This is a genomic window from Stenotrophomonas sp. SAU14A_NAIMI4_5, assembly GCF_003086795.1.
Classification (GTDB): domain Bacteria; phylum Pseudomonadota; class Gammaproteobacteria; order Xanthomonadales; family Xanthomonadaceae; genus Stenotrophomonas.
In genome coordinates, this window is sequence record NZ_CP026003.1 from 2,199,923 (window position 1) to 2,217,479 (window position 17,557).

At 68.4% G+C, this 17,557-nt stretch carries 18 protein-coding genes; 1 reads left to right on the plus strand and 17 read right to left on the minus strand.

Annotated features, from left to right (window positions below; all coding sequences use genetic code 11):
- Window positions 1-25 precede the first annotated feature (25 nt).
- The 17 genes from flhB to fliE form a co-directional block, all read right to left on the minus strand.
- A complete protein-coding gene (flhB, locus tag C1925_RS10305; protein WP_108768789.1) occupies window positions 26-1,156 on the minus strand; it encodes a flagellar biosynthesis protein FlhB in 1,131 nt (376 codons plus the stop codon).
- Between the two features lie 90 nt (window positions 1,157-1,246).
- Window positions 1,247-3,493 carry a CocE/NonD family hydrolase gene (locus C1925_RS10310; protein WP_108768790.1) on the minus strand — a complete coding sequence of 749 codons (2,247 nt, stop codon included), beginning with the start codon at window positions 3,491-3,493 and terminating at the stop codon, window positions 1,247-1,249.
- A 78-nt stretch (window positions 3,494-3,571) separates the two neighbouring features.
- Entirely contained in the window at window positions 3,572-5,701 is a 2,130-nt protein-coding gene (locus C1925_RS10315) for a bifunctional diguanylate cyclase/phosphodiesterase (protein WP_108768791.1), read from the minus strand.
- Window positions 5,702-5,879: 178 nt separating this feature from the next.
- Window positions 5,880-6,671, minus strand: coding sequence for a flagellar biosynthetic protein FliR (fliR, locus tag C1925_RS10320; RefSeq protein WP_108768792.1), 792 nt, complete (start codon window positions 6,669-6,671; stop codon window positions 5,880-5,882).
- Window positions 6,672-6,684: 13 nt separating this feature from the next.
- A complete protein-coding gene (locus C1925_RS10325) occupies window positions 6,685-6,954 on the minus strand; it encodes a flagellar biosynthetic protein FliQ (RefSeq protein WP_005413254.1) in 270 nt (89 codons plus the stop codon).
- A gap of 79 nt (window positions 6,955-7,033) precedes the next feature.
- Window positions 7,034-7,810, minus strand: a complete 777-nt coding sequence (gene fliP, locus C1925_RS10330) for a flagellar type III secretion system pore protein FliP (RefSeq protein WP_108768793.1) — start codon at window positions 7,808-7,810, stop codon at window positions 7,034-7,036.
- 1 nt (window position 7,811) lies between these two features.
- The gene (gene fliO / locus C1925_RS10335; protein WP_108768794.1) at window positions 7,812-8,219 is read right to left on the minus strand and encodes a flagellar biosynthetic protein FliO; all 408 of its coding nucleotides are present in this window, start codon (window positions 8,217-8,219) and stop codon (window positions 7,812-7,814) included.
- Window positions 8,216-8,551, minus strand: a complete 336-nt coding sequence (gene fliN / locus C1925_RS10340) for a flagellar motor switch protein FliN (RefSeq protein ID WP_108768795.1) — start codon at window positions 8,549-8,551, stop codon at window positions 8,216-8,218. The genes fliO and fliN overlap by 4 nt, the downstream gene beginning before the upstream one ends.
- On the minus strand, window positions 8,548-9,552 hold the full coding sequence (gene fliM, locus C1925_RS10345) for a flagellar motor switch protein FliM (protein ID WP_108759997.1): 1,005 nt from the start codon (window positions 9,550-9,552) through the stop codon (window positions 8,548-8,550). Before fliM ends, fliN begins: the two co-directional genes overlap by 4 nt.
- A 12-nt stretch (window positions 9,553-9,564) precedes the next feature.
- A complete protein-coding gene (locus tag C1925_RS10350; RefSeq protein ID WP_108768796.1) occupies window positions 9,565-10,080 on the minus strand; it encodes a flagellar basal body-associated FliL family protein in 516 nt (171 codons plus the stop codon).
- Window positions 10,081-10,203: 123 nt separating this feature from the next.
- Window positions 10,204-11,352, minus strand: coding sequence for a flagellar hook-length control protein FliK (locus C1925_RS10355; RefSeq protein WP_108768797.1), 1,149 nt, complete (start codon window positions 11,350-11,352; stop codon window positions 10,204-10,206).
- Window positions 11,352-11,819, minus strand: a complete 468-nt coding sequence (gene fliJ, locus C1925_RS10360; protein ID WP_108768798.1) for a flagellar export protein FliJ — start codon at window positions 11,817-11,819, stop codon at window positions 11,352-11,354. Before fliJ ends, C1925_RS10355 begins: the two co-directional genes overlap by 1 nt.
- Before the next feature lie 12 nt (window positions 11,820-11,831).
- Window positions 11,832-13,208, minus strand: a complete 1,377-nt coding sequence (locus C1925_RS10365) for a FliI/YscN family ATPase (protein ID WP_108768799.1) — start codon at window positions 13,206-13,208, stop codon at window positions 11,832-11,834.
- Window positions 13,205-13,813, minus strand: a complete 609-nt coding sequence (locus tag C1925_RS10370) for a FliH/SctL family protein (RefSeq protein ID WP_174213542.1) — start codon at window positions 13,811-13,813, stop codon at window positions 13,205-13,207. The genes C1925_RS10365 and C1925_RS10370 overlap by 4 nt, the downstream gene beginning before the upstream one ends.
- A 29-nt stretch (window positions 13,814-13,842) precedes the next feature.
- The gene (fliG, locus tag C1925_RS10375) at window positions 13,843-14,829 is read right to left on the minus strand and encodes a flagellar motor switch protein FliG (RefSeq protein WP_108770676.1); all 987 of its coding nucleotides are present in this window, start codon (window positions 14,827-14,829) and stop codon (window positions 13,843-13,845) included.
- A 7-nt stretch (window positions 14,830-14,836) separates the two neighbouring features.
- Entirely contained in the window at window positions 14,837-16,483 is a 1,647-nt protein-coding gene (fliF, locus tag C1925_RS10380) for a flagellar basal-body MS-ring/collar protein FliF (protein WP_108768801.1), read from the minus strand.
- 13 nt (window positions 16,484-16,496) lie between these two features.
- Window positions 16,497-16,865 carry a flagellar hook-basal body complex protein FliE gene (fliE, locus tag C1925_RS10385; protein WP_108768802.1) on the minus strand — a complete coding sequence of 123 codons (369 nt, stop codon included), beginning with the start codon at window positions 16,863-16,865 and terminating at the stop codon, window positions 16,497-16,499.
- Window positions 16,866-17,203: 338 nt separating this feature from the next.
- Here fliE and C1925_RS10390 point away from each other — a divergent pair, with 338 nt between their 5' ends.
- Window positions 17,204-17,545: a hypothetical protein gene (locus C1925_RS10390; RefSeq protein ID WP_159097510.1), complete on the plus strand. Its 342-nt coding sequence runs from the start codon at window positions 17,204-17,206 to the stop codon at window positions 17,543-17,545.
- Window positions 17,546-17,557 lie beyond the last annotated feature (12 nt).

Consider the following 17,557-nt stretch of genomic DNA (forward strand, 5'->3'; position numbering starts at 1 on the left):
GTATTGAAGCCGGAAGCCTGGGCGTTCACGGGCGGCCTCCCTTGCCGAATTCATCCACGTCCACCTGCGGGACGGACGGCATCGGGCCGGTCCGCCAGCTGCGCAGCTGGTAGACGTAGGACAGCACCTGGGCGACGGCGGAGTACAGTCTCACGGGAATTTCCTTTCCGAGTTGCCCCTCCCGATACAAGGCGCGTGCCAAAGGCGGGGCAGAGACGATCGCGACCTTGTTGCCGTCGGCCACTTCTCGGATGCGCAGGGCGGTTTCGTCCACGCCCAGGGCGACCACCGTGGGGGCTCCCATGCTGCTGCCCTCGTACTTCAGGGCGACCGCGTAGTGGGTCGGGTTGACCACCACCACGTCGGCGGTGGGCACCGCTTCCATCATCCGGCGGTTGGCCAGCTGCTGCTGCATGTGGCGGATGCGGCCCTTCACTTCCGGGCTACCCTCGCTTTCCTTCATTTCCCGGCGCAGTTCCTCGCGGGTCATCTTCAGCTTGCGCGTCCAGTTCCAGCGCTGGTACGGGGCATCGATGGCGGCCAGCACCAGCATCGCCCCGGCGGCAGCCAGCAGCAGCTTCAGGGTGAAGCCCAGGCCATGGGCGACGGCCGATTCCAGTGGCTGGTTCAGCAGGCCGCGCAGGCTGTCGAAGCTGGCGGCGAACACCAGGGTGGCCGAGGCCCCGACAAACCCCATGCGCAGCAGTGATTTGATGAGCTCGGCCACGGCTTCGGCGCCCCACATGCGCTTCAGCCCGGACAGCGGACTGAGGCGACTGGGGTCGGGCATCAGCGACTTGTTCGACCAGCGCAGGCCGCCCATCACCACGGGCGCCAGGAAGCTGGCGAGGATGCAGACCAGCAACAACGGCCAACAGGCCATCATCAGGCGCAGGAACAACATGCCGAAATGCCCGAACAGCAGCTGCGGGTTCTGCCACAGGGCTGGCTCGGGGCTGAGTGCGGCGCGCATCCACGCCCGGCCACCAGCGCCCAGCGAGGCGCTGCTGGCCATGATAGCGATGATGCCGGCGCCGAACACGGCCACGGTCGCCAGCTCCTTCGAACGCGGAATGTTGCCCTGTTCACGGGCTTCACGCAGGCGTTTTTCTGTTGGCTGTTCGGTTTTTTCGCCTGCGTCTTCGTTCTCGGACATCACGGGCACTGCGGCTGGGGTTGCCGGGGTGCGTGCAAGATCCGTTCCGTGACGGCGGGGGGCGGTAGCGCCGGGCCATGCCCGGCGGTGTCACCCGGCCGGCGTCACCGCCTGCAGGGGGATCGTCAGCACGCTGTCGCTGTGCCAGTCCACCTGCAGCGGGGCGCCCGCATCGGCGGCCGACTCATCGCTGACATCGCCGCCGGTGCCGTGGTTCACCTGGTGCATCGCGTCCTTCAATACGTCCACCTTCACCAGCAGGCGGCTGCCGGGGGCCAGGCGGCGCGCAACCATGCGGGTGCGGTCGAAGGGCAGATGAGTCCATTGCCCGGGCTGCAGCAGCTGGCGCGTGGTCGGGTCGCGCACATGGCTGGCCCGGCCCATGTAGTAGGACAGCTGCATGCGGCGGCCATCGGCAAGCAGCTCGTACAGGGTGACCGTGAAATCCAGGTCGCGCTTGTTGATGCGCACCTTCAGGTCGCCGGAGAAGCTGCCCACCAGGTCCATCGGTGCGCTGAAGGGGGCGGAGACGAAGGACAACGCGGTGTCTGCCGAGTCCTGCGCTTCGACGATCGGGAACGGGTAGTAGCCGTGGCGCATTTCGTTGCGGTCGGCCATGTCGACGGTCTGCCGCAGCTGGCCGGGCGCAGGCACCTGTTCCTGCAGGCGGTGGTACCCCTCGGCCGAGGCGGGCGCGGTGGACAGGTGGTAGCGGCGCTGGCCGCCGGCCGCAGCCTGCAGGCTCGGGGCATGGCCCCAGCGGTTCGCCCCCATCAGCTGGTAGTTGACCCGGTCGGGCACCAGCGCTGGGCGCGGGGCGCCGCGCAGTACATGGTCTAGCCACTGGAACGTGACCGCCGGGGTGTCGAACTGGGCGACCGGGTCCAGCGTGTAGTCGCGCAGCTGCATGGGCTTGAGTGCCGACTGCGCGCCGCCATGGTCGTAGGGCCCGATCAACAGGGCGTGGTCGGCATCGGGGCGGTGCCGCAGATGCTCCTTGAAGTACTGCAGCGCCGAAATCTGGCCATCGTCGTAATAGCCGGTGATGGTCAGCACCGGGATGCGGATGTCATCGAACTGGTCGCCATAGGGGACCATCGCCTGCCAATACGCGTCATAGCTGGGATGCTCGAGCCAGCGCTGCAGCCACGGGTTGGGTGTGCCGTCCACCTGGTCGATCTGCCGGTATGGGCGGCCGGAGGCATACCAGCGCGGGCCCAGCTGCTGCCAGCGTGCGTTCTGGTCATAGGTGGCGTCGTCCAGCATCGGCCCGTTGGCCACGTAGAACGCCCAGCCGTAGTTGGCGCTGAGGAATACGTTGTTCTCCATCGGCAGGCCCTGGCCGGGGATGGCGGCAACGTAGGGTACGATGGTCTTCAGTGCGGGATGGTGGTGGCGCGCTGCCGCCCAGGCGGTGAAGCCCTCGTAGCTGCCGCCGTACATCGCCACCCGGCCATCGTTCCAGGATTGGTGGCTTACCCAGTCGATGGCAGCGTTGGCGTCCTCGCCGTCATGTTCGTACGGGGCGATGGTGCCGGTGCCCTGGCCCTTGCCGCGTGCGTCGACGATGATGCCGGCGTAGCCATGGGCGGCGGCCAGCAGCATCTTCAGCCGGTTCTTTGGCGGGTCGGTGTAGATGGTGAACAGCATGGCCGCCGGCAAAGGTGCCGTTGCGGCGCGAGGCAGGGCCAACTGGGCCGACAGCACCACGCCGCCGCCAGCAGGGATGCGCACCCCATCGTCGATGACGAAGCGGCGCCGTTCCTCGTCGGCCAGCAATGGCAGTGCCGCGGCAGCCGCCAGGGTCTGCGCACGCAGTACGGCGTGCAGGCGCACCAGTTCCAGCGCTGTCGCCTCGGGCAGGGAGCCGCCCGCCTGCGCGGCCAGCATCCGCGCCAGCTGCGCGCGCGCGACGGTCGGGTCCACGCGCAGTGTGGCGTCAGCCTGTACCGCGGCGACATCATCCAGTCCGTTGAACAGTGCATGGAACGCGCCCGCGTAAGCCGGCCCCTCGGTGCCCGCGGTCGTGGCCATCAGCAGCATCGAGGTCCAGCGCTGCGCCGCCGCGGGGTCGCCGGCAGTGATCAGCCCGGCGCGCACCTGCTGGATGGATGCCTGCGCCTGGGCAAAGCGGCCACTGGCCAGCAGCGCGTGGCTGCGCTGTGCATCGGTCAGCGTGGAGGATTGCAGAAGTTCGCTGCCCAGGCGCTGCAGTGCGGCGTCGACCTGTTCCGGGGGCGCGTCGGCCTGCAGGGACCACGGAAGTTCGTTGGCGCCGGCGTGGGTACAACAGACCAAAGCCAGCAGCAGGCCGGCGAGGGTGGTGCGTAGGGCCACGGATTCTTCCTTGGGTGACGGGCGCGCGGCCCATCATACGGACAAGTGATGGGCGGTAGCGCCGGGCTGGCCCCGGCGTCAGGTCGGGTCCGGTGGCGGCGGGCTCTGCGCCAGTTCCACCCGTGGCCGCGGCAGGTCGTGCAGCTGCATGAAGCGGGCGGCATCCACCGGCCGACCCAGCAGGAAGCCCTGCAGGTAATCGCAGCCCAGGCGCTCCAGGTACGCCCGCTGGGCAGCCGTCTCCACGCCCTCGGCCACGATGTCCATGTCCAGCGCGTGGCCCAGGGCCACGATGGCCGAGACGATCACCACGTCCTCGGCACTGTGTTCCAGGTCGCGCACGAAGGCGTGGTCGATCTTGATCTCGGTGGCCGGCAGACGCTTCAGGTACAGCAGGCTGGAATAGCCGGTGCCGAAATCATCGATGGAAATGCCCACGCCCAGCGCCGACAGCGCCTGCAGCAGGCGCAGGCTGGTGTCGGTATCGCGCATCACCGTGCTTTCGGTGATTTCCAGCACCAGCTGGCGTGGGGTGATGCGGTGCCGCTCGAGCACCTCGGTCACGTCCTGCAGCAGGTGCGGCGAGCCGAACTGCACCGGCGACAGGTTGACCGACATCGACCAGCCCTCATGGCCGGCGTCGTGCCAGCGGCGCAGCTGCGCGCAGGCCTGGTCCAGCGCCCAGCGGCCGATCTCGTTGATGGCGCCACTGCGCTCGGCCAGGCGGATGAAGCGGTCCGGCGGGATCAACCCGTGCTCGGGATGGCGCCAGCGGATCAGCGCCTCGGCACCGGCCACCTTCTGCGTGGCCACCTGGATCTTCGGCTGGAAATGCAGGAACAGCTGGTCGCTGCTGATCGCTTTGCGCAGGTCGGCCAGCAGGCGGAACTGCTGCTCGGCGCTGTCGTTCATCCAGTCGGCGAACATCACGAAGGCGTTGCGGCCCGATTCCTTGGCCTGATACATCGCCGCATCGGCGAAGGCCATCAGCTGCCGTTCGCTGGCGGCGTGGTCGGGGCAGATCGCCACGCCGATGCTGGCGGTCACCTGCAGTTCGCTGTCGGGCAGCAGCGGCGCGCTGCCCACCGCCTGCAGGATGCGCCGGGCCAGGGTCGGCAGATCCTCGTCGTGTTCGATGCGCACCACGAGCACGAACTCATCGCCGCCCAGCCGGGCCAGCAGGTCGTTGGGCCGCAGCAGCTGGCGCGTGCGTTCGGCCACCGCCACCAGCAGCGCATCACCGGCCTGGTGGCCATAGGCATCATTGACCTGCTTGAAGCCATCCAGGTCCATGAACATGACCGCGAAGCGGCTGCCGCCCTGTTCGGCCTCGGCCAGCGCCTGCACGATGCCCCGCTGCAGCAGCAGCCGGTTCGGCAGGCGGGTGAGCGGATCGTGGAGCGCCGCCTGGGTGAGTTCCTGCTGGGCATCGGTCAGCGAGGTGCTCAGCATCGAGTTGCGCAGGCGCAGCAACTGCGCCTCCACCCGCTGGTCCATCCAGGACACCACCAGCACCACCGCCAGGATCGCCACGGTAAGCACCACCACCAGCATCGCCAGCCAGGTGCTCTGCAGGCCATCGCCCACGGCAGCACCGCAGACGCTGCCTTCCGGAAAGCGGGCGGCGGCCATGCCGGTGTAGTGCATGCCGACGATGGCCAGGCCGAGCAGGCCGGCGGCCGCCAGTCGATCGACGCTGCGGGTGTGCTGCGCGCGCAGCCGGAAGGCGATGTACAGCGCCACCCATGAGGCGGCCACGGCGACCAGCAGCGACAGCGCCAGCCAGACCGGGTCGTAATCGATGCGCGGGCTCATGCGCATCGCGGCCATGCCGACGTAGTGCATGCCGGCGATGCCCGTGCCCATCAGCACCGCGCCACCGGCCAGGCGCGGGTGCGGCAGAGTGCGCAGCGAAACCAGCCACAGCGCGAACACCGAGGCGGCGATGGCCATGCCCAGCGAGAGCAGGGTGATCGGCAGGTCGTAGCCCAGCGGGATGGGCAGGTCGAAGGCGAGCATGCCGATGAAGTGCATGGACCAGATGCCCAGGCCCATGGCAAAACCGCCGCCGAGCCGCCACCACCAGGTGGCGCCTTTGCCGGGCGCGGTGACCGTGCGGCCGGCCATGGCCAGCGCGGTGTACGACGCCATCACGGCGACCAGCAGCGAAACGGCTACCAGCCACGGGTTGTACGTGCCTACCAGCATTCGTCTTTCTCCCGGACCATCCTGTCGACGGAAAAACTACGTTGGGGCATGGATGAGGCAGGCAGCCCGCACGGCGGCTGCCAGGTGCGGCGTCCCCCTGGGCACCGCCCATTCACTCTAGCGCGAAGCAGGGGCGGAGGGGTAGAGCCGAGAATGGGCTCGGCTCTACAAGTGCGCGTCACCGGGTAACGGCACCCGCCGCTTCGAAGGCCGCGTCGAACAGGCGCTGCACCGGCGGGCCCATCTCACCCACCAGCAGGGCCAGCAGGAACAGGCCCAGCAGCAGCGAGACCGGCAGGCCCAGCTGGATCGGGTTCATTGCGGGCGCTGCACGCGCCAGCACGCCGAAGGCGAGGTTCACCGCCAGCATCGCCACCGTCAACGGGATGGCCAGGGTGAGGGCGCCGCGCAGGGCAGTCAGCAACAGGGTCGGGGCGATGCTGAAGAAGGCGTTCGGGTCGGGCAGGGGCGCACCGATCGGCAGCGCGCGGTAGCTGTCCACCACCAGCGAGATCAACGCCAGGTGGCCGTTGGCGGTGAAGAACAGCAGGCCGAACAGCAGGTAGAACCACTGGCCGATGACGCCGGAGGTGCCGCCGCGCAGCGGATCGCTCATCTGCGCGAAGGCCAGGCCGGTGCCCTGCGCGACCAGTTCGCCGGCCATGGCGCCGGCCTCGAAGATCAGCCGCAGCATGAAGCCGATGGACACGCCGATGGCGAGTTCACGGGCGATGGTCAGCACGGTGGCGGCGTCGAAGCCGGTCCATTCCGGTACCGGCGGCAGCAGCGGGGCGAGGGCGATGGACAGGGTGCCGGCCAGGATCACGCGGATCCGCTGCGGCACCGCGCGGGTGCCGATCATGGGCATGGCCATCGCAACCGCGCCGATGCGCAGCATCGTCCACAGCACCGTGGCGATCATGCTGAAGGCCTGCAGGCCGTCGGCAGCCATCTGGGTGGCGGCATCCATCAGCGCGTGTTTCCTAGCCGATCAGGTGTGGAATGCGCTGGAACAGCAGCGTGGTGAATTCGACCAGGTGGCCGATCAGCAGGCTGCCCAGGGCAAACAGCACGGCCGTCAATGCGGCGGCTTTGGCGACGAAGGCGATGGTCGGCTCGTTGAGCTGGGTCGCAGCCTGCACCACGCCCACCACCACGCCCACCACCAGCACGGTGAGCAGCAGCGGGCCGGCCACCCACAACACGGTGATCAGGCCGCCACGCAGTTCGGTCAAGGCAAGTTCGGGAGACATCGTTGTTCCATCGGTAGCGCCGGGCCATGCCCGGCGGAGCGTGTTTCATTCACGCCGGATTGATTCAAGCCGGATTGATTCACGCTGGGTTGAAGCTGGCCGCCAACGTACCCACCGTCAGCACCCAGCCATCGACCAGCACGAACAGCAGAATCTTGAACGGGGCCGACACCAGCATCGGCGACAGCATCATCATGCCCATCGACATCAGCACGCTGGCCACGACCAGATCGATGATCACGAACGGGATGAAGATCAGGAAGCCGATCTCGAAGGCGGTCTTCAGTTCACTGGTGACGAACGAGGCCACCAGCACCGGGAACGGGATCGCGTCGGGGCTGGCGTAGGTGCCGTGCCCGGCGATGCCGGCGAAGGTCATCAGGTCGGTCTCGCGGATCTGCGCCAGCATGAAACCGCGCAGCGGCTGCGTGGTCAGGGTCCACGCGGTCTGGAAGTCGATGTCGCCGTTGAGGTAGGGCGCCATGCCCGTGCTCCACGCCTTGTCCCAGGTCGGCATCATGATCATCGCGGTCAGGAACAGGGCCAGGCCCAGCAGCACCTGGTTGGACGGCGTCTGCCCGGTGCCCAGCGCCTGCCGCAGCAGGCCCAGCACGATGATGATGCGGGTGAACGAGGTCAGCACCAGCAGCATCGACGGGATCAGGGTGATCGCCGTCATCAGCAGCAGGGTCTGCAACGGCAGGCTGACCGGCTGGCCGCCGATCTTGCCGACGTTGACGTCCGGCAGCGCGGCCGGCGCACCGGGCGCGGCAAACGCCAGCACGGGCAGCAGGCACAGGGCGATCAACAGCAGCCACGACAGAACGGTGGCGGGGCGGGTACGGGCGACACGCATGTCAGGGGTCCTTGCGCAGCCGCTGTTGCAGCAGCTGGGCGAAATTCGGCAGGTTCTTGAAGTCCGGCACGCGCGCCGGCGCGGGCGGCGGCAGCGGTTCGGAGAGGGTGTGCAGCGTGTTGATGCTGCCGGCGGTCACGCCCAGCAGCAGCTGCTGGCCATTGACCTCGACCACCACCACGCGCTCCTTGGCGCCAACATTCAGGCTGGCCACCAGCTTCATGCCCTCCGGCGGGCGGAAGCCGCTGCCCGGCATGCGCTTGAGCAGCCAGCCGAGGCCGACCACCAGCGCCAGCACCGCCAGCAGCGCCAGCACCGCGCCGAACAGGCTCGGTGCACTGGCCGCATGCTGGCCGATCTGCGGGGCGGTCTTCGCAGCAGCCTGGGCGGTGGCGAGCAGCAGGCTCAACGCAGTCTCCGGATCCGCTCGCTCGGGCTGACCACGTCGGTCAGGCGCACGCCGAAGCGATCGTTGATGACCACCACTTCGCCATGGGCGATCAGGGTGCCGTTGACGAACACATCCAGCGATTCGCCGGCGCCGCGTTCCAGCTCCACCACCGAGCCCTGGTTGAGCTGCAGCAGGTTGCGGATCGGCAGGCGGGCACGGCCGACTTCCAGCGACAGGGTCACCGGCACGTCGAGGATCACGTCCAGGTTCAGGTCCGGGCCGATCGACTCGTCGGCCTGCAGGTTGCCGAACTGGGCCGGGGTCGGTTCGAGGGCGTCGATATCGTTCATTGCGGGTCTTCCTGGATGACGGGTACGCGCGGGCGGGTGCCCGGCGGATGGGTAGCGGTGATCTTCACGGCGTTCATGCCGTTGGCGACGCCGAATTCGCCGGTGAACACGGGGATGTTCTCCACGCACAGCGGCACCTGCGGATTCAGCTCGATCGGCAGGATGTCGCCGACCTTCAGCCGGGTCAGGTCGCGCAGGGTCATGCGCTTGCTGGCCAGCACGCTGGACAGGGTCACTTCGGCGATGTTGAGCTGCTCGCGCAGCATCACGCCCCAGCTGGCATCGCGATCATTGCGGTCGCTCTGGATGCCGGCGTCGAGCAGTTCGCGGATCGGCTCGAGCATCGAGTAAGGCAGGGTGACGTGGATGTCGCCGCCACCGCCGTCGAGTTCGACATGCAGGCGGCACACCACCACGTACTCGCGCGGCGTCACGATGTTGGCGAAGTGCGGGTTGATTTCCGAATTGATGTATTCGAAATCCACTTCCATCACCGGTGCCCAGGCCTCGCGCAGGTCGGCGAAGGTCTGCTTCAGCAGCAGCTGGATCACCCGCATTTCGGTAGCGGTGAACTCGCGGCCTTCGATGCGGGTCGGGTAGCGCCCGTCACCGCCGAAGAAGTTGTCGACGATGGCGAACACCAGGGTCGGCTCGAACACGATCAGGCCGGTGCCACGCAGCGGCTTGAAGCGGATCAGGTTCAGGTTGGTCGGCACATACAGCGAGTGCATGTAATCGTTGAACTTGATCAGCTCGATGCCGCGCACCGAGAGTTCGGCCGAGCGGCGGATCAGGTTGAACAGGCCGATCCGCCACAGGCGCGCGAAACGCTCGTGGACCATTTCCAGGGTCGGCATGCGACCGCGGATGATCCGGTCCTGGCTGGCGAAATCGTACGAACGGGCCTCGCCACTGGGCGCCTCCGGTTCGGTTTCGACCGCACCACTGTCCACGCCATGGAGCAGGGCATCGATCTCATCCTGGGACAGCAGGTCATTCATCGCGGGCAGCCCTTACTGGGTCACGAAGCTGGTGAACAGCAGATCGTCGGCACCGTTGCTGCCGGTCTCGGCCTTGAGCACCTTCTGCACTTCGGCCAGCGAGTCGGCCTGCAGCTTCTGCTTGCCGGCGATGTCGGCGATCTGGTCGGGGGTAACCTGCGAGAACAGCATCAGCAGGCGTGCGCGGATGGCCGGGGCGTGGGTCTTGATCGCTTCCAGTGCGGCCGGATCGCGGGTCATCAGCTGCACTTCCACCTGCAGGTAGCGCGGGCCATCCATCGAACCGCTGAGGTTGACCACGAAGGCCGGGTCCAGCGCGAAGTACTGCGCCGGGGCCGGCACGGCTCCCTTCTTCGGGGCTTCGGCGGTCTTGTCTTCGTGCTTGGACTGGTTGAAGAACCAGACGCCGCCACCGGCGGCAGCTGCGGCCAGCACGGCCACCAGGGCTGTGATCAACAGCGGACTGCGCGGCTTGGCGGCCTTGTCCTTGTCGGCGGTCTTCTTGGTTTTGTCAGCGGCTGCGGCCACGAGGTGAAGCTCCTGAGGGTTGCTTCACCGGGATATGCAAGGGGCGTGCCGCAGCGCGAGGGGAGGGGTGCGACGGAATTCCGTCGGTGCGTAAAACCGCCGGGCAGGGCCCGGCGCTACCGCTTACGCGTAGGCGTCCAACAGCCCGCGCTGGCGCATCAGCTGTGCGGCCGACACCGTGGTGTCGCCCCGCGACGGTTCTCCGTCGCCGCCGGCCAGGTCGCCCGTGCCGCCGGGCTGCGCCGACGGACTGCCGTCGCTGCCGTTCTGGTGGCCGACATCGGCATGGGCGAGCTGGAAGCCTTGTTCGCCCAGCAGTTCACGCAGGCGCGGCAGGCTGCTTTCCAGTGCATGGCGCACGTCCACGTGCGGGCTGCTGAAGCTGGCGTGGACCTTGTCGCCATTCATCTGCAGGCGCACGTCCACCGGGCCCAGGTCTTCCGGGTTCAGGCGGATGTGGGCGTGGCCGATCTTCTGGTCGGCCAGCCAGCTGAGGCGTGCGCCGATCGCCTGGTCGAAGCCGTCGTCACCGAGGGTCGGGGTGGGTGTCGGTTCGCCGTCGAAGACCGGCGTGCTGGCCAGCGCCGCCTTCAGGTCCTGCAGCGCGGCGGGAAATGCGCCCTGCAACGGGACTGTCGGGCTGCGATCGCCGATCAGCAGGCCGTCGCTGTCATCGACGCCATCCAGCGCCTGCTGGCCGAGGACCATGTCCGGCAGCGGCTGGGTGGCAATGTCGCCGTCGCTGTCGGTCGCTGCAGTGGCAGCCGCTGCGCCGGCAGCCAGTGGCGTTGCCGCGGGCAGGCCGGTGGCCGGCAGTGCCGGTGCCGCGGCAGCCAGGCCCGCATCGCCGCCCTCGGCCGTTGCCACCGGTGTCGCGGCGACGGCGTCGGCGGGCACCGGCACCGCCAGCACCAGGCTGGCCAGGCCGAGCGGCGGCCACGGCGCATCATCGCCCTCCGTCGCCGTGTCCTGGTCGTCCGTCGTGGCCTGGGTGGGCGGCGGGGCGGCAGTCGTCGTTTCGGTCGTCGTGCCGTCGCTGTCAGCGGCGCTGCCGGTCGGCGTGTCCGCGCCGCCGTCCGGGTTGGCTGGCGCGCTGTTGGACGGCGGGGCCTTGCTGGCAGGCTTCACCTGGGTGTCGGCCGCGGGCGAGCCCTGCAGCATCTGCCCGAAATCCTTGCCACTGCCGGTGCTGCGCGTCGGGCTGGCGGTGCTGCTGGAAGTGCTGCTGGCGGTGCCGCCGGTGCCGATGCTGCTGGACAGTGCGGAGGGCATCACGTGCGGCCTCCCTGCTCGCCGCCGTCCGGCTCCGCCGTCTGCGCCAGGCGTGCACGGCGGGCGCCGATGTCATCCATCTCGCGCTGGTCGCGGCGGTCGGTCACCACCTTTTCCTGGGCGCGGTAGCTGGCGGCCAGCTGTTCCAGCACGGCCTTGTCACGGCTGGCCAGGATCAGGCGCGCGCGTTCGGCTTCCACCTTCTCGCGGTTGCCGTTCACCGTGGCCTGCTGCTGTTCCACCGCGCTGTCGAGGCGGTCGAGGAAGGCGCGGCGGTTCAGCAGCTGCGCCGGGCTGGTGGCGGCCATCTGCGCGTTGGCGTACTCCTCGGCGTAGCGGCGGAGCTCATCCAGGCGTGACAGGTGGGTGTCGAGCACGCGCTGGCGCTCGGCCAGGTCGCGGGCTACGGCGTCTTCGTGCTCCTGGGCGCGCTTCAGCAGGGGATCGATGCGCTTGGACTGTGTCATGGTTAGGCTCTCTTAATCCACCAGGCGCTGCAGCGCCGCCTGGCTGTGCGGAAGATCAGCGGCCTTGGCCACGTCCTGGCCGAGAAACTCCATGATTTCCGGCCAGCGTTCCAGGGCTTCGTCGGTGGCGGCATCGTTGCCGCGCTGGTACGCACCGATCGCGATGAGGTCGCGGTTGGAGGAATAGGCCGAGACCAGGCGCTTGAGCTTGCGGATGCGCAGGCGCCACGGCTCGTCGGCGATTTCCGTGACCACGCGGCTGACCGACGATTCAACGTCGATGGCCGGGTACAGGCCACTGTCGGCCACCCGGCGCGAGAGCAGGATGTGGCCGTCGAGGATGGCGCGCGCCGCGTCGGCGATCGGATCCTGCGGGTCATCACCCTCGGTCAGCACGGTGTAGAAGGCGGTGATCGAGCCACGGCCCTTGGCGCCGTTGCCGGCGCGTTCGACCAGCGCCGGCAGCTTGGCGAACACCGACGGCGGATAGCCACGGGTGGTCGGCGGTTCGCCCACCGACAGACCGATCTCGCGCTGCGCTTGGGCGAAGCGGGTCAGCGAATCCATCAGCAGCAGTACATTCAGGCCCTGGTCGCGGAACCATTCGGCAATGGCCGTGGCCCGGTAGGCGCCATGCAGGCGCGCCAGCGGCGGGCGGTCGGCCGGGCTGGCCACCACCACCGCGCGGCGCAGGCCTTCCTCGCCAAGCGTGGTCTCGACGAAGTCGCGGACTTCGCGGCCACGTTCACCGATCAGGCCGACGACGATCACGTCGGCGGCGGTGTAGCGGGTCATCATGCCCAGCAGCGTCGATTTACCGACACCGGAACCTGCGAACAGGCCCACGCGCTGCCCTCGGCCGATCGGCAGCAGGGCGTTGATGGCGCGCACGCCCACGTCCAGGGGCTGGGTGATCGGCTCGCGCGCGAGTGGATTGATCGAAATGCCAGCCATGCCGACGTGGCCTTCCGCACGGATCGGGCCCTTGCCATCCAGCGGCACGCCATCGCTGTCGATCACGCGGCCGAGCAGGCCTTCGCCCACTTCCACGCCGCCACGGCGCGCAGACGGCACCACGCGTGCGTTGGGCAGCAGGCCATGCAGTTCGGCGCTGGGCATCAGGTAGGTGCGCTCGCCGGCGAAGCCGACCACTTCGGCGTCGACCCAGCCGCCATCGACCACTTCGACCTTGCAGCTGGCACCCAGCGGCGCCTCGCAGCCCACCGCTTCCAGGGTCAGGCCGACCGCGCGGCGCAGCACGCCCTCACGGATCAGCCCGCGGCCGTGCGCGGTATCCACGCGCAGGCCATCCAGGCGGCGGGCCAGGCGCAGGTTGCGGGCCACGGCCCAGTCGGTCGACGGCGGGGGCAGGTTCGGCTCAGGGGTCATGGCGTGGCTCCGGTCTGGCGGATCACCGCATCGAGTGCACCACGCAGGCGCGCTTCCAGGGTGCCGTCGATGCGCACCGCTTCGGCGTGCACGCGCAGATCGCCGCGGCTCAGGCTGGTATCGGGCACCAGGCGCTGGGTCGGGGTGAGGGTCATCAACGGCGCGAGCGCGGCGATGTCGTCCGGGTGCAGGCGCACTTCCACTTCACGCGTGCTGCCGCCGACCGCATCCACCGCTTCGCCCACCAGCTGCGCCAGCAGGGCCGGGTCGGCCTCGTAGGCGCGGCCGACCAGTGCGCCAGCGATGCGCACCGCCAGTTCGCCCAGCGCGCCGACCACTTCGTTCTCCAGCCGTGCCAGCGGCCGGCTGAAGTTGTCGAGGATGCCTTCCATCTGCGCGACCAGGCGGCGTACCTCGGCCTGGCCCTGGCCGTAGCCATCGGCGTGGCCGTGCTGGAAGCCTTCCTTCTCGGCGCTGTCCTGGATCGCCTGGATTTCCTCCAGGGTCGGCAGCTGCAGCACCGGTTCCGGCTCGTGCTCGGGGTCCGGCTCGGTGAGTTCGAAGACATCCTCCTGCTCCAGCTGCGCTTGCGGCTGGGCCAGCAGGTCGGGGGCAAGCCAGCGCACGACGTTGCTCACAGCATGGCCTCCGCGCTGCCACCGATGGTGACGGTGCCCTCATCGGCCATGCGCTTGACGATGGCCAGGATCTCGCGCTGCGCGCCTTCCACGTCGGACAGGCGCACCGGGCCGCGGGCTTCCATGTCTTCCAGCAGGATCTCGGCCGCACGCTGCGACATGTTGCGGGTGATCTTGTCGCGCACCTTGATGTCGGCGCCGCGCAGGGCCAGGCCCAGGCGTTCGCCGCTGACTTCGCGCAGCACCAGCTGCATCTCGCGGTCGTCCAGGTCCACCAGGTCGTCGAACACGAACATCAGGTCCTGGATGCGGCCGCTGAGCGGCGCGTCGATGCGCGCGATCTCGCCCAGGATCGCCTGGTCCTGGCCGCTCTCCATGAAGTTGAGGATGTTGGCCGCGCACTGCACGCCGCCGATGTTGGACGACTTCAGGTTCTGGTTGCCAGCGAACTGGCGCTCCATGATCTCGTTCAGTTCATTCAGCGCGTTCGGCGGAATGCCGTCCAGGGTGGCGATGCGCAGCAGCACGTCGACGCGGGTGCGGTCGGGTAGCAGCTTCAGCGCGTCGGCGGCCTGGTCGGTTTCCAGATGGGCCATCACGATGGCGATGATCTGCGGGTGCTCGTTGCGCACCAGGTCGGCCACGGCGCGCGGGTCCATCCACTTCAGCGCGTCCAGGCCGGTGGTGTTGCGACCCAGCAGGATGCGGTCGATCAGGCCGCTGGCCTTCTCGGTGCCCAGCGCCTGGATCAGCATGTTGCGGATGTAGTCGTCCGAGCCCACGCCCAGCGAGGTCTTCGAACCCAGTTCCTGGTTGAACTGGTCCATGACCCGGCCCACCTGCTCGCGGGTGATGTCGGTCATGGTTGCCATGGCGATGCCGATCTTCTGCACTTCCTTGGGTTCCATGTGGCGCAGCACTTCGGCTGCGTCCAGTTCACCCAGCGACAGCAGCAGCACGGCAGCGCGCTGCACGCCGGTCAGTTGCACGTCAGTCATTGGCCACCCAGCCCTTGACCACCTGGGCCACGCGCTTGGAATCGGTCTTCACGGCTTCACGGGCCATCCGCAGTCGTTCCTCATAAGAATCCACCGGCAGGGCCAGGGGGTCCGCGCCGGCCAGGCTGACGCGGTCAGCGCCCAGCGCCGGCAGCGGCGTGCCATCGTCATCCACCAGCTGTACGTCCGCGGTGTGCGGTTCCAGCTCGGTGTTCTCGTCCTTCTTGTTCTGCCCGGTGATGCCGCGCAGGGCAGGGCGCAGCACGCCGAACAGCAGCGCCAGCACGACCACCGCGCCCAGCACCATGCGGCCGGCGTCGAACACCCACGGCAGCTCCCACCAGGCCGGGCCTTCCACCGGGGTGGTGTCGCGCACGAACGGCGCGTTCATCACCGACACGGTGTCGCCACGCTCGGCGTTGAAGCCCACCGCCTGCTTCACCAGCGCCTCGACGCGGGTCAGTTCAGCGGCCGCCAGCGGCTGCGGGGTGAGCTTGCCGTTGGCGCCGGCGCGCGGCACGTTGTCCACCAGCACCGCCACCGAGACGCGCTTGATGCGGCCGGCCGGCTGGCGGGTGTGCTGCAGGGTGCGGTCCAGCTCGTAGTTGCGGGTCGCGTTCTTGCTGCTTTCGGTCGGGGTCTGCGCGATCGGTGGTGCGGCCTGCTGGCCCGGCGGGCTGTTGCTGGTCGCGCCCGGCACGCCCTGCGGGCCCGGGGTGCTGCTGGTGTTCTCGCTCATCTGCTCGCTGCGCAGCTTCTGCGGTTCACCGTTGTAGAGTTCGCGGGCTTCCTCGGTCACCGAGAAGTCCATGTCCACGCTCACTTCCGGGTTGACGCGGCCGGGGCCGGTCATCGGTTCCAGCAACTCGCGGATGCGCTGGTTGAACGAGGTTTCCTGGCGGCGCACCTGCTCGAACTGGGCGGCGTTGACCGCGGCTTCGCTGTTCGGATCGCTGACGCTGAGCATGCGCCCGCTCTGGTCGACGATGGTCACCCGTTCCGGCGCAAGATCAGGAATGGCGGCAGCCACCATGTGCACGATGGCATCGACCTGGCTGCGTTCCAGCTGCTGGCCACCACGCAGTTCCAGGGTGACCGAGGCGCTGGCCACGTCACGCTGGCGGGTGAAGGCGCTGGGCTTGGGAATGGCCAGGTGTACGCGCGAATCGCGCACCGGGCGCAGGGTGTTGATGGTGCGCGACAGTTCGGTTTCCAGCGCGTGCTGGTAGCGCGCGCTTTCGACGAACTGGCTGACGCCGAAGCCGGGGTCACGTTCCATCAGCTCGAAGCCGAGCTTGCCGCTGTCGGTCAGGCCGGAGCCGGCCAGCTTCAGGCGCGCATCGTGCAGGTTCTTTTCCGGCACGGTGATGCCACCGGTGGCCGGGTCCAGCTCGAACGGAATCTGTGCCGCGCGCAGCAGGTCGGTGGCTTCGGCGGTCGCCTTCTGGTCCAGGCCGGTGTACAGCGGGACCATGCCGGGCTTCTGCGACCAGAAGAACACGAACAGGCCTGCCGCCACCGCCACCGAGATCATCGCCATCAGGCCGAGGCGGCGGGTGATCTGCAGACTCTGCAGGCGGTCGAACCACTGCCCGGCCTTTTCGGCGTTCAGGGTTTCCTTGGAGAGCGTCAGTGCCATGCGTCAATGTTCCTTACAGCGGCATGTTCATCACGTCCTGGTAAGCCTGGACGAGACGGTTGCGGACTTCCACGGTGGCGCGGAAGGCGATCTGGGACTGCTGCGAGGCGACCATCACCTTGGCCAGGTCGGCGCCGGGTTCGCCCAGTTCGAAAGCCTTGGCCAGGGCGCCGGACTTCTGCTGGGCGTCGTTGACGCCGGCGATGGCGCCGCGCAGGGTGTCGGTGAAGCTGGCGGGCTGGACCTGCGATGCATCCAGGACCGCGCCGGGCAGGGCATTGCTGCGCGGCGCTTCGGCCAGCGGGTTGAGCGTCGCCGGCTGTCCCATCTGGGTCTGATAGGAGCGGATCTGGGAAAGGATCGAAGTGACGGAGTGGGACATCTGCAACGGTTCCAGAAACAGGGATGGGGGTGTTCGCTGGAACAGGTGCAAGTGGCGTGCCGAAACCGGTTTTCGATTCAGTGTCGTGAGGATTGTGGGGGTGCTGGCAGGGCTGCGCCCTGCACCCGCAGAAGCGGTAGTGCCGGCCGCTGGCCGGCACCTTCAGAAGCAAAAGCCTGCATTCCGTGGGATGGCGGGGTGGGTCCGGTTGAGGGGGACGCCGTAAACCCGTCCATGGGGGCTTGGTCGCGGCATCCATGCCGCTCACACCCCCTCAACCGGACCCACCCCGCCTTCGACAGTTGACCGCGACCTGTTGGAAGCTGCTGCTGCTGCTGATGCTGATGCTGCTGCTGATGCTGATGCTGCTGCTGATGGTGCTGCTGCTGATGGTGGGTGCCGACCGTTGGTCGGCACTGGCTCTGACCCCAGTGAAGGCGTCATTTAACCGGCGTCGGTTTTCCGGCCAATGGCTGCAGGGTCCAGTGACCGGAATTCTGGCGCTGGCGCGGCAGCAGTGGGCCATCGTGCTGTGTGTAGATGAAGCGGCCCTGGTGGTCGCTGAGACAGGTCAGCAGCTACGTGCAAATGCAAAGGGGTCGGATCCCTTTCCAGCGGAAAGGGCTCCGACCCCTTTGGGATCGCGTGGGGTCAGAGCCCTCCCTGCGGGAGGGATCTGACCCCGGCGTCAT

Excerpts from the sequence above, each read along its gene's own strand:
- fliJ (WP_108768798.1), bottom strand. The coding sequence starts at position 11,819 with ATGACACAGTCCAAGCGCATCGATCCCCTGCTGAAGCGCGCCCAGGAG.
- C1925_RS10325 (WP_005413254.1), bottom strand. The coding sequence starts at position 6,954 with ATGTCTCCCGAACTTGCCTTGACCGAACTGCGTGGCGGCCTGATCACC.
- C1925_RS10355 (WP_108768797.1), bottom strand. The coding sequence starts at position 11,352 with ATGCCCTCCGCACTGTCCAGCAGCATCGGCACCGGCGGCACCGCCAGC.
- fliE (WP_108768802.1), bottom strand. The coding sequence starts at position 16,865 with ATGTCCCACTCCGTCACTTCGATCCTTTCCCAGATCCGCTCCTATCAG.
- C1925_RS10365 (WP_108768799.1), bottom strand. The coding sequence starts at position 13,208 with ATGACCCCTGAGCCGAACCTGCCCCCGCCGTCGACCGACTGGGCCGTG.
- fliN (WP_108768795.1), bottom strand. The coding sequence starts at position 8,551 with ATGAACGATATCGACGCCCTCGAACCGACCCCGGCCCAGTTCGGCAAC.
- fliF (WP_108768801.1), bottom strand. The coding sequence starts at position 16,483 with ATGGCACTGACGCTCTCCAAGGAAACCCTGAACGCCGAAAAGGCCGGG.
- C1925_RS10390 (WP_159097510.1), top strand. The coding sequence starts at position 17,204 with ATGCTGATGCTGCTGCTGATGCTGATGCTGCTGCTGATGGTGCTGCTG.
- C1925_RS10315 (WP_108768791.1), bottom strand. The coding sequence starts at position 5,701 with ATGCTGGTAGGCACGTACAACCCGTGGCTGGTAGCCGTTTCGCTGCTG.
- fliM (WP_108759997.1), bottom strand. The coding sequence starts at position 9,552 with ATGAATGACCTGCTGTCCCAGGATGAGATCGATGCCCTGCTCCATGGC.
- fliR (WP_108768792.1), bottom strand. The coding sequence starts at position 6,671 with ATGGATGCCGCCACCCAGATGGCTGCCGACGGCCTGCAGGCCTTCAGC.
- fliP (WP_108768793.1), bottom strand. The coding sequence starts at position 7,810 with ATGCGTGTCGCCCGTACCCGCCCCGCCACCGTTCTGTCGTGGCTGCTG.
- flhB (WP_108768789.1), bottom strand. The coding sequence starts at position 1,156 with ATGTCCGAGAACGAAGACGCAGGCGAAAAAACCGAACAGCCAACAGAA.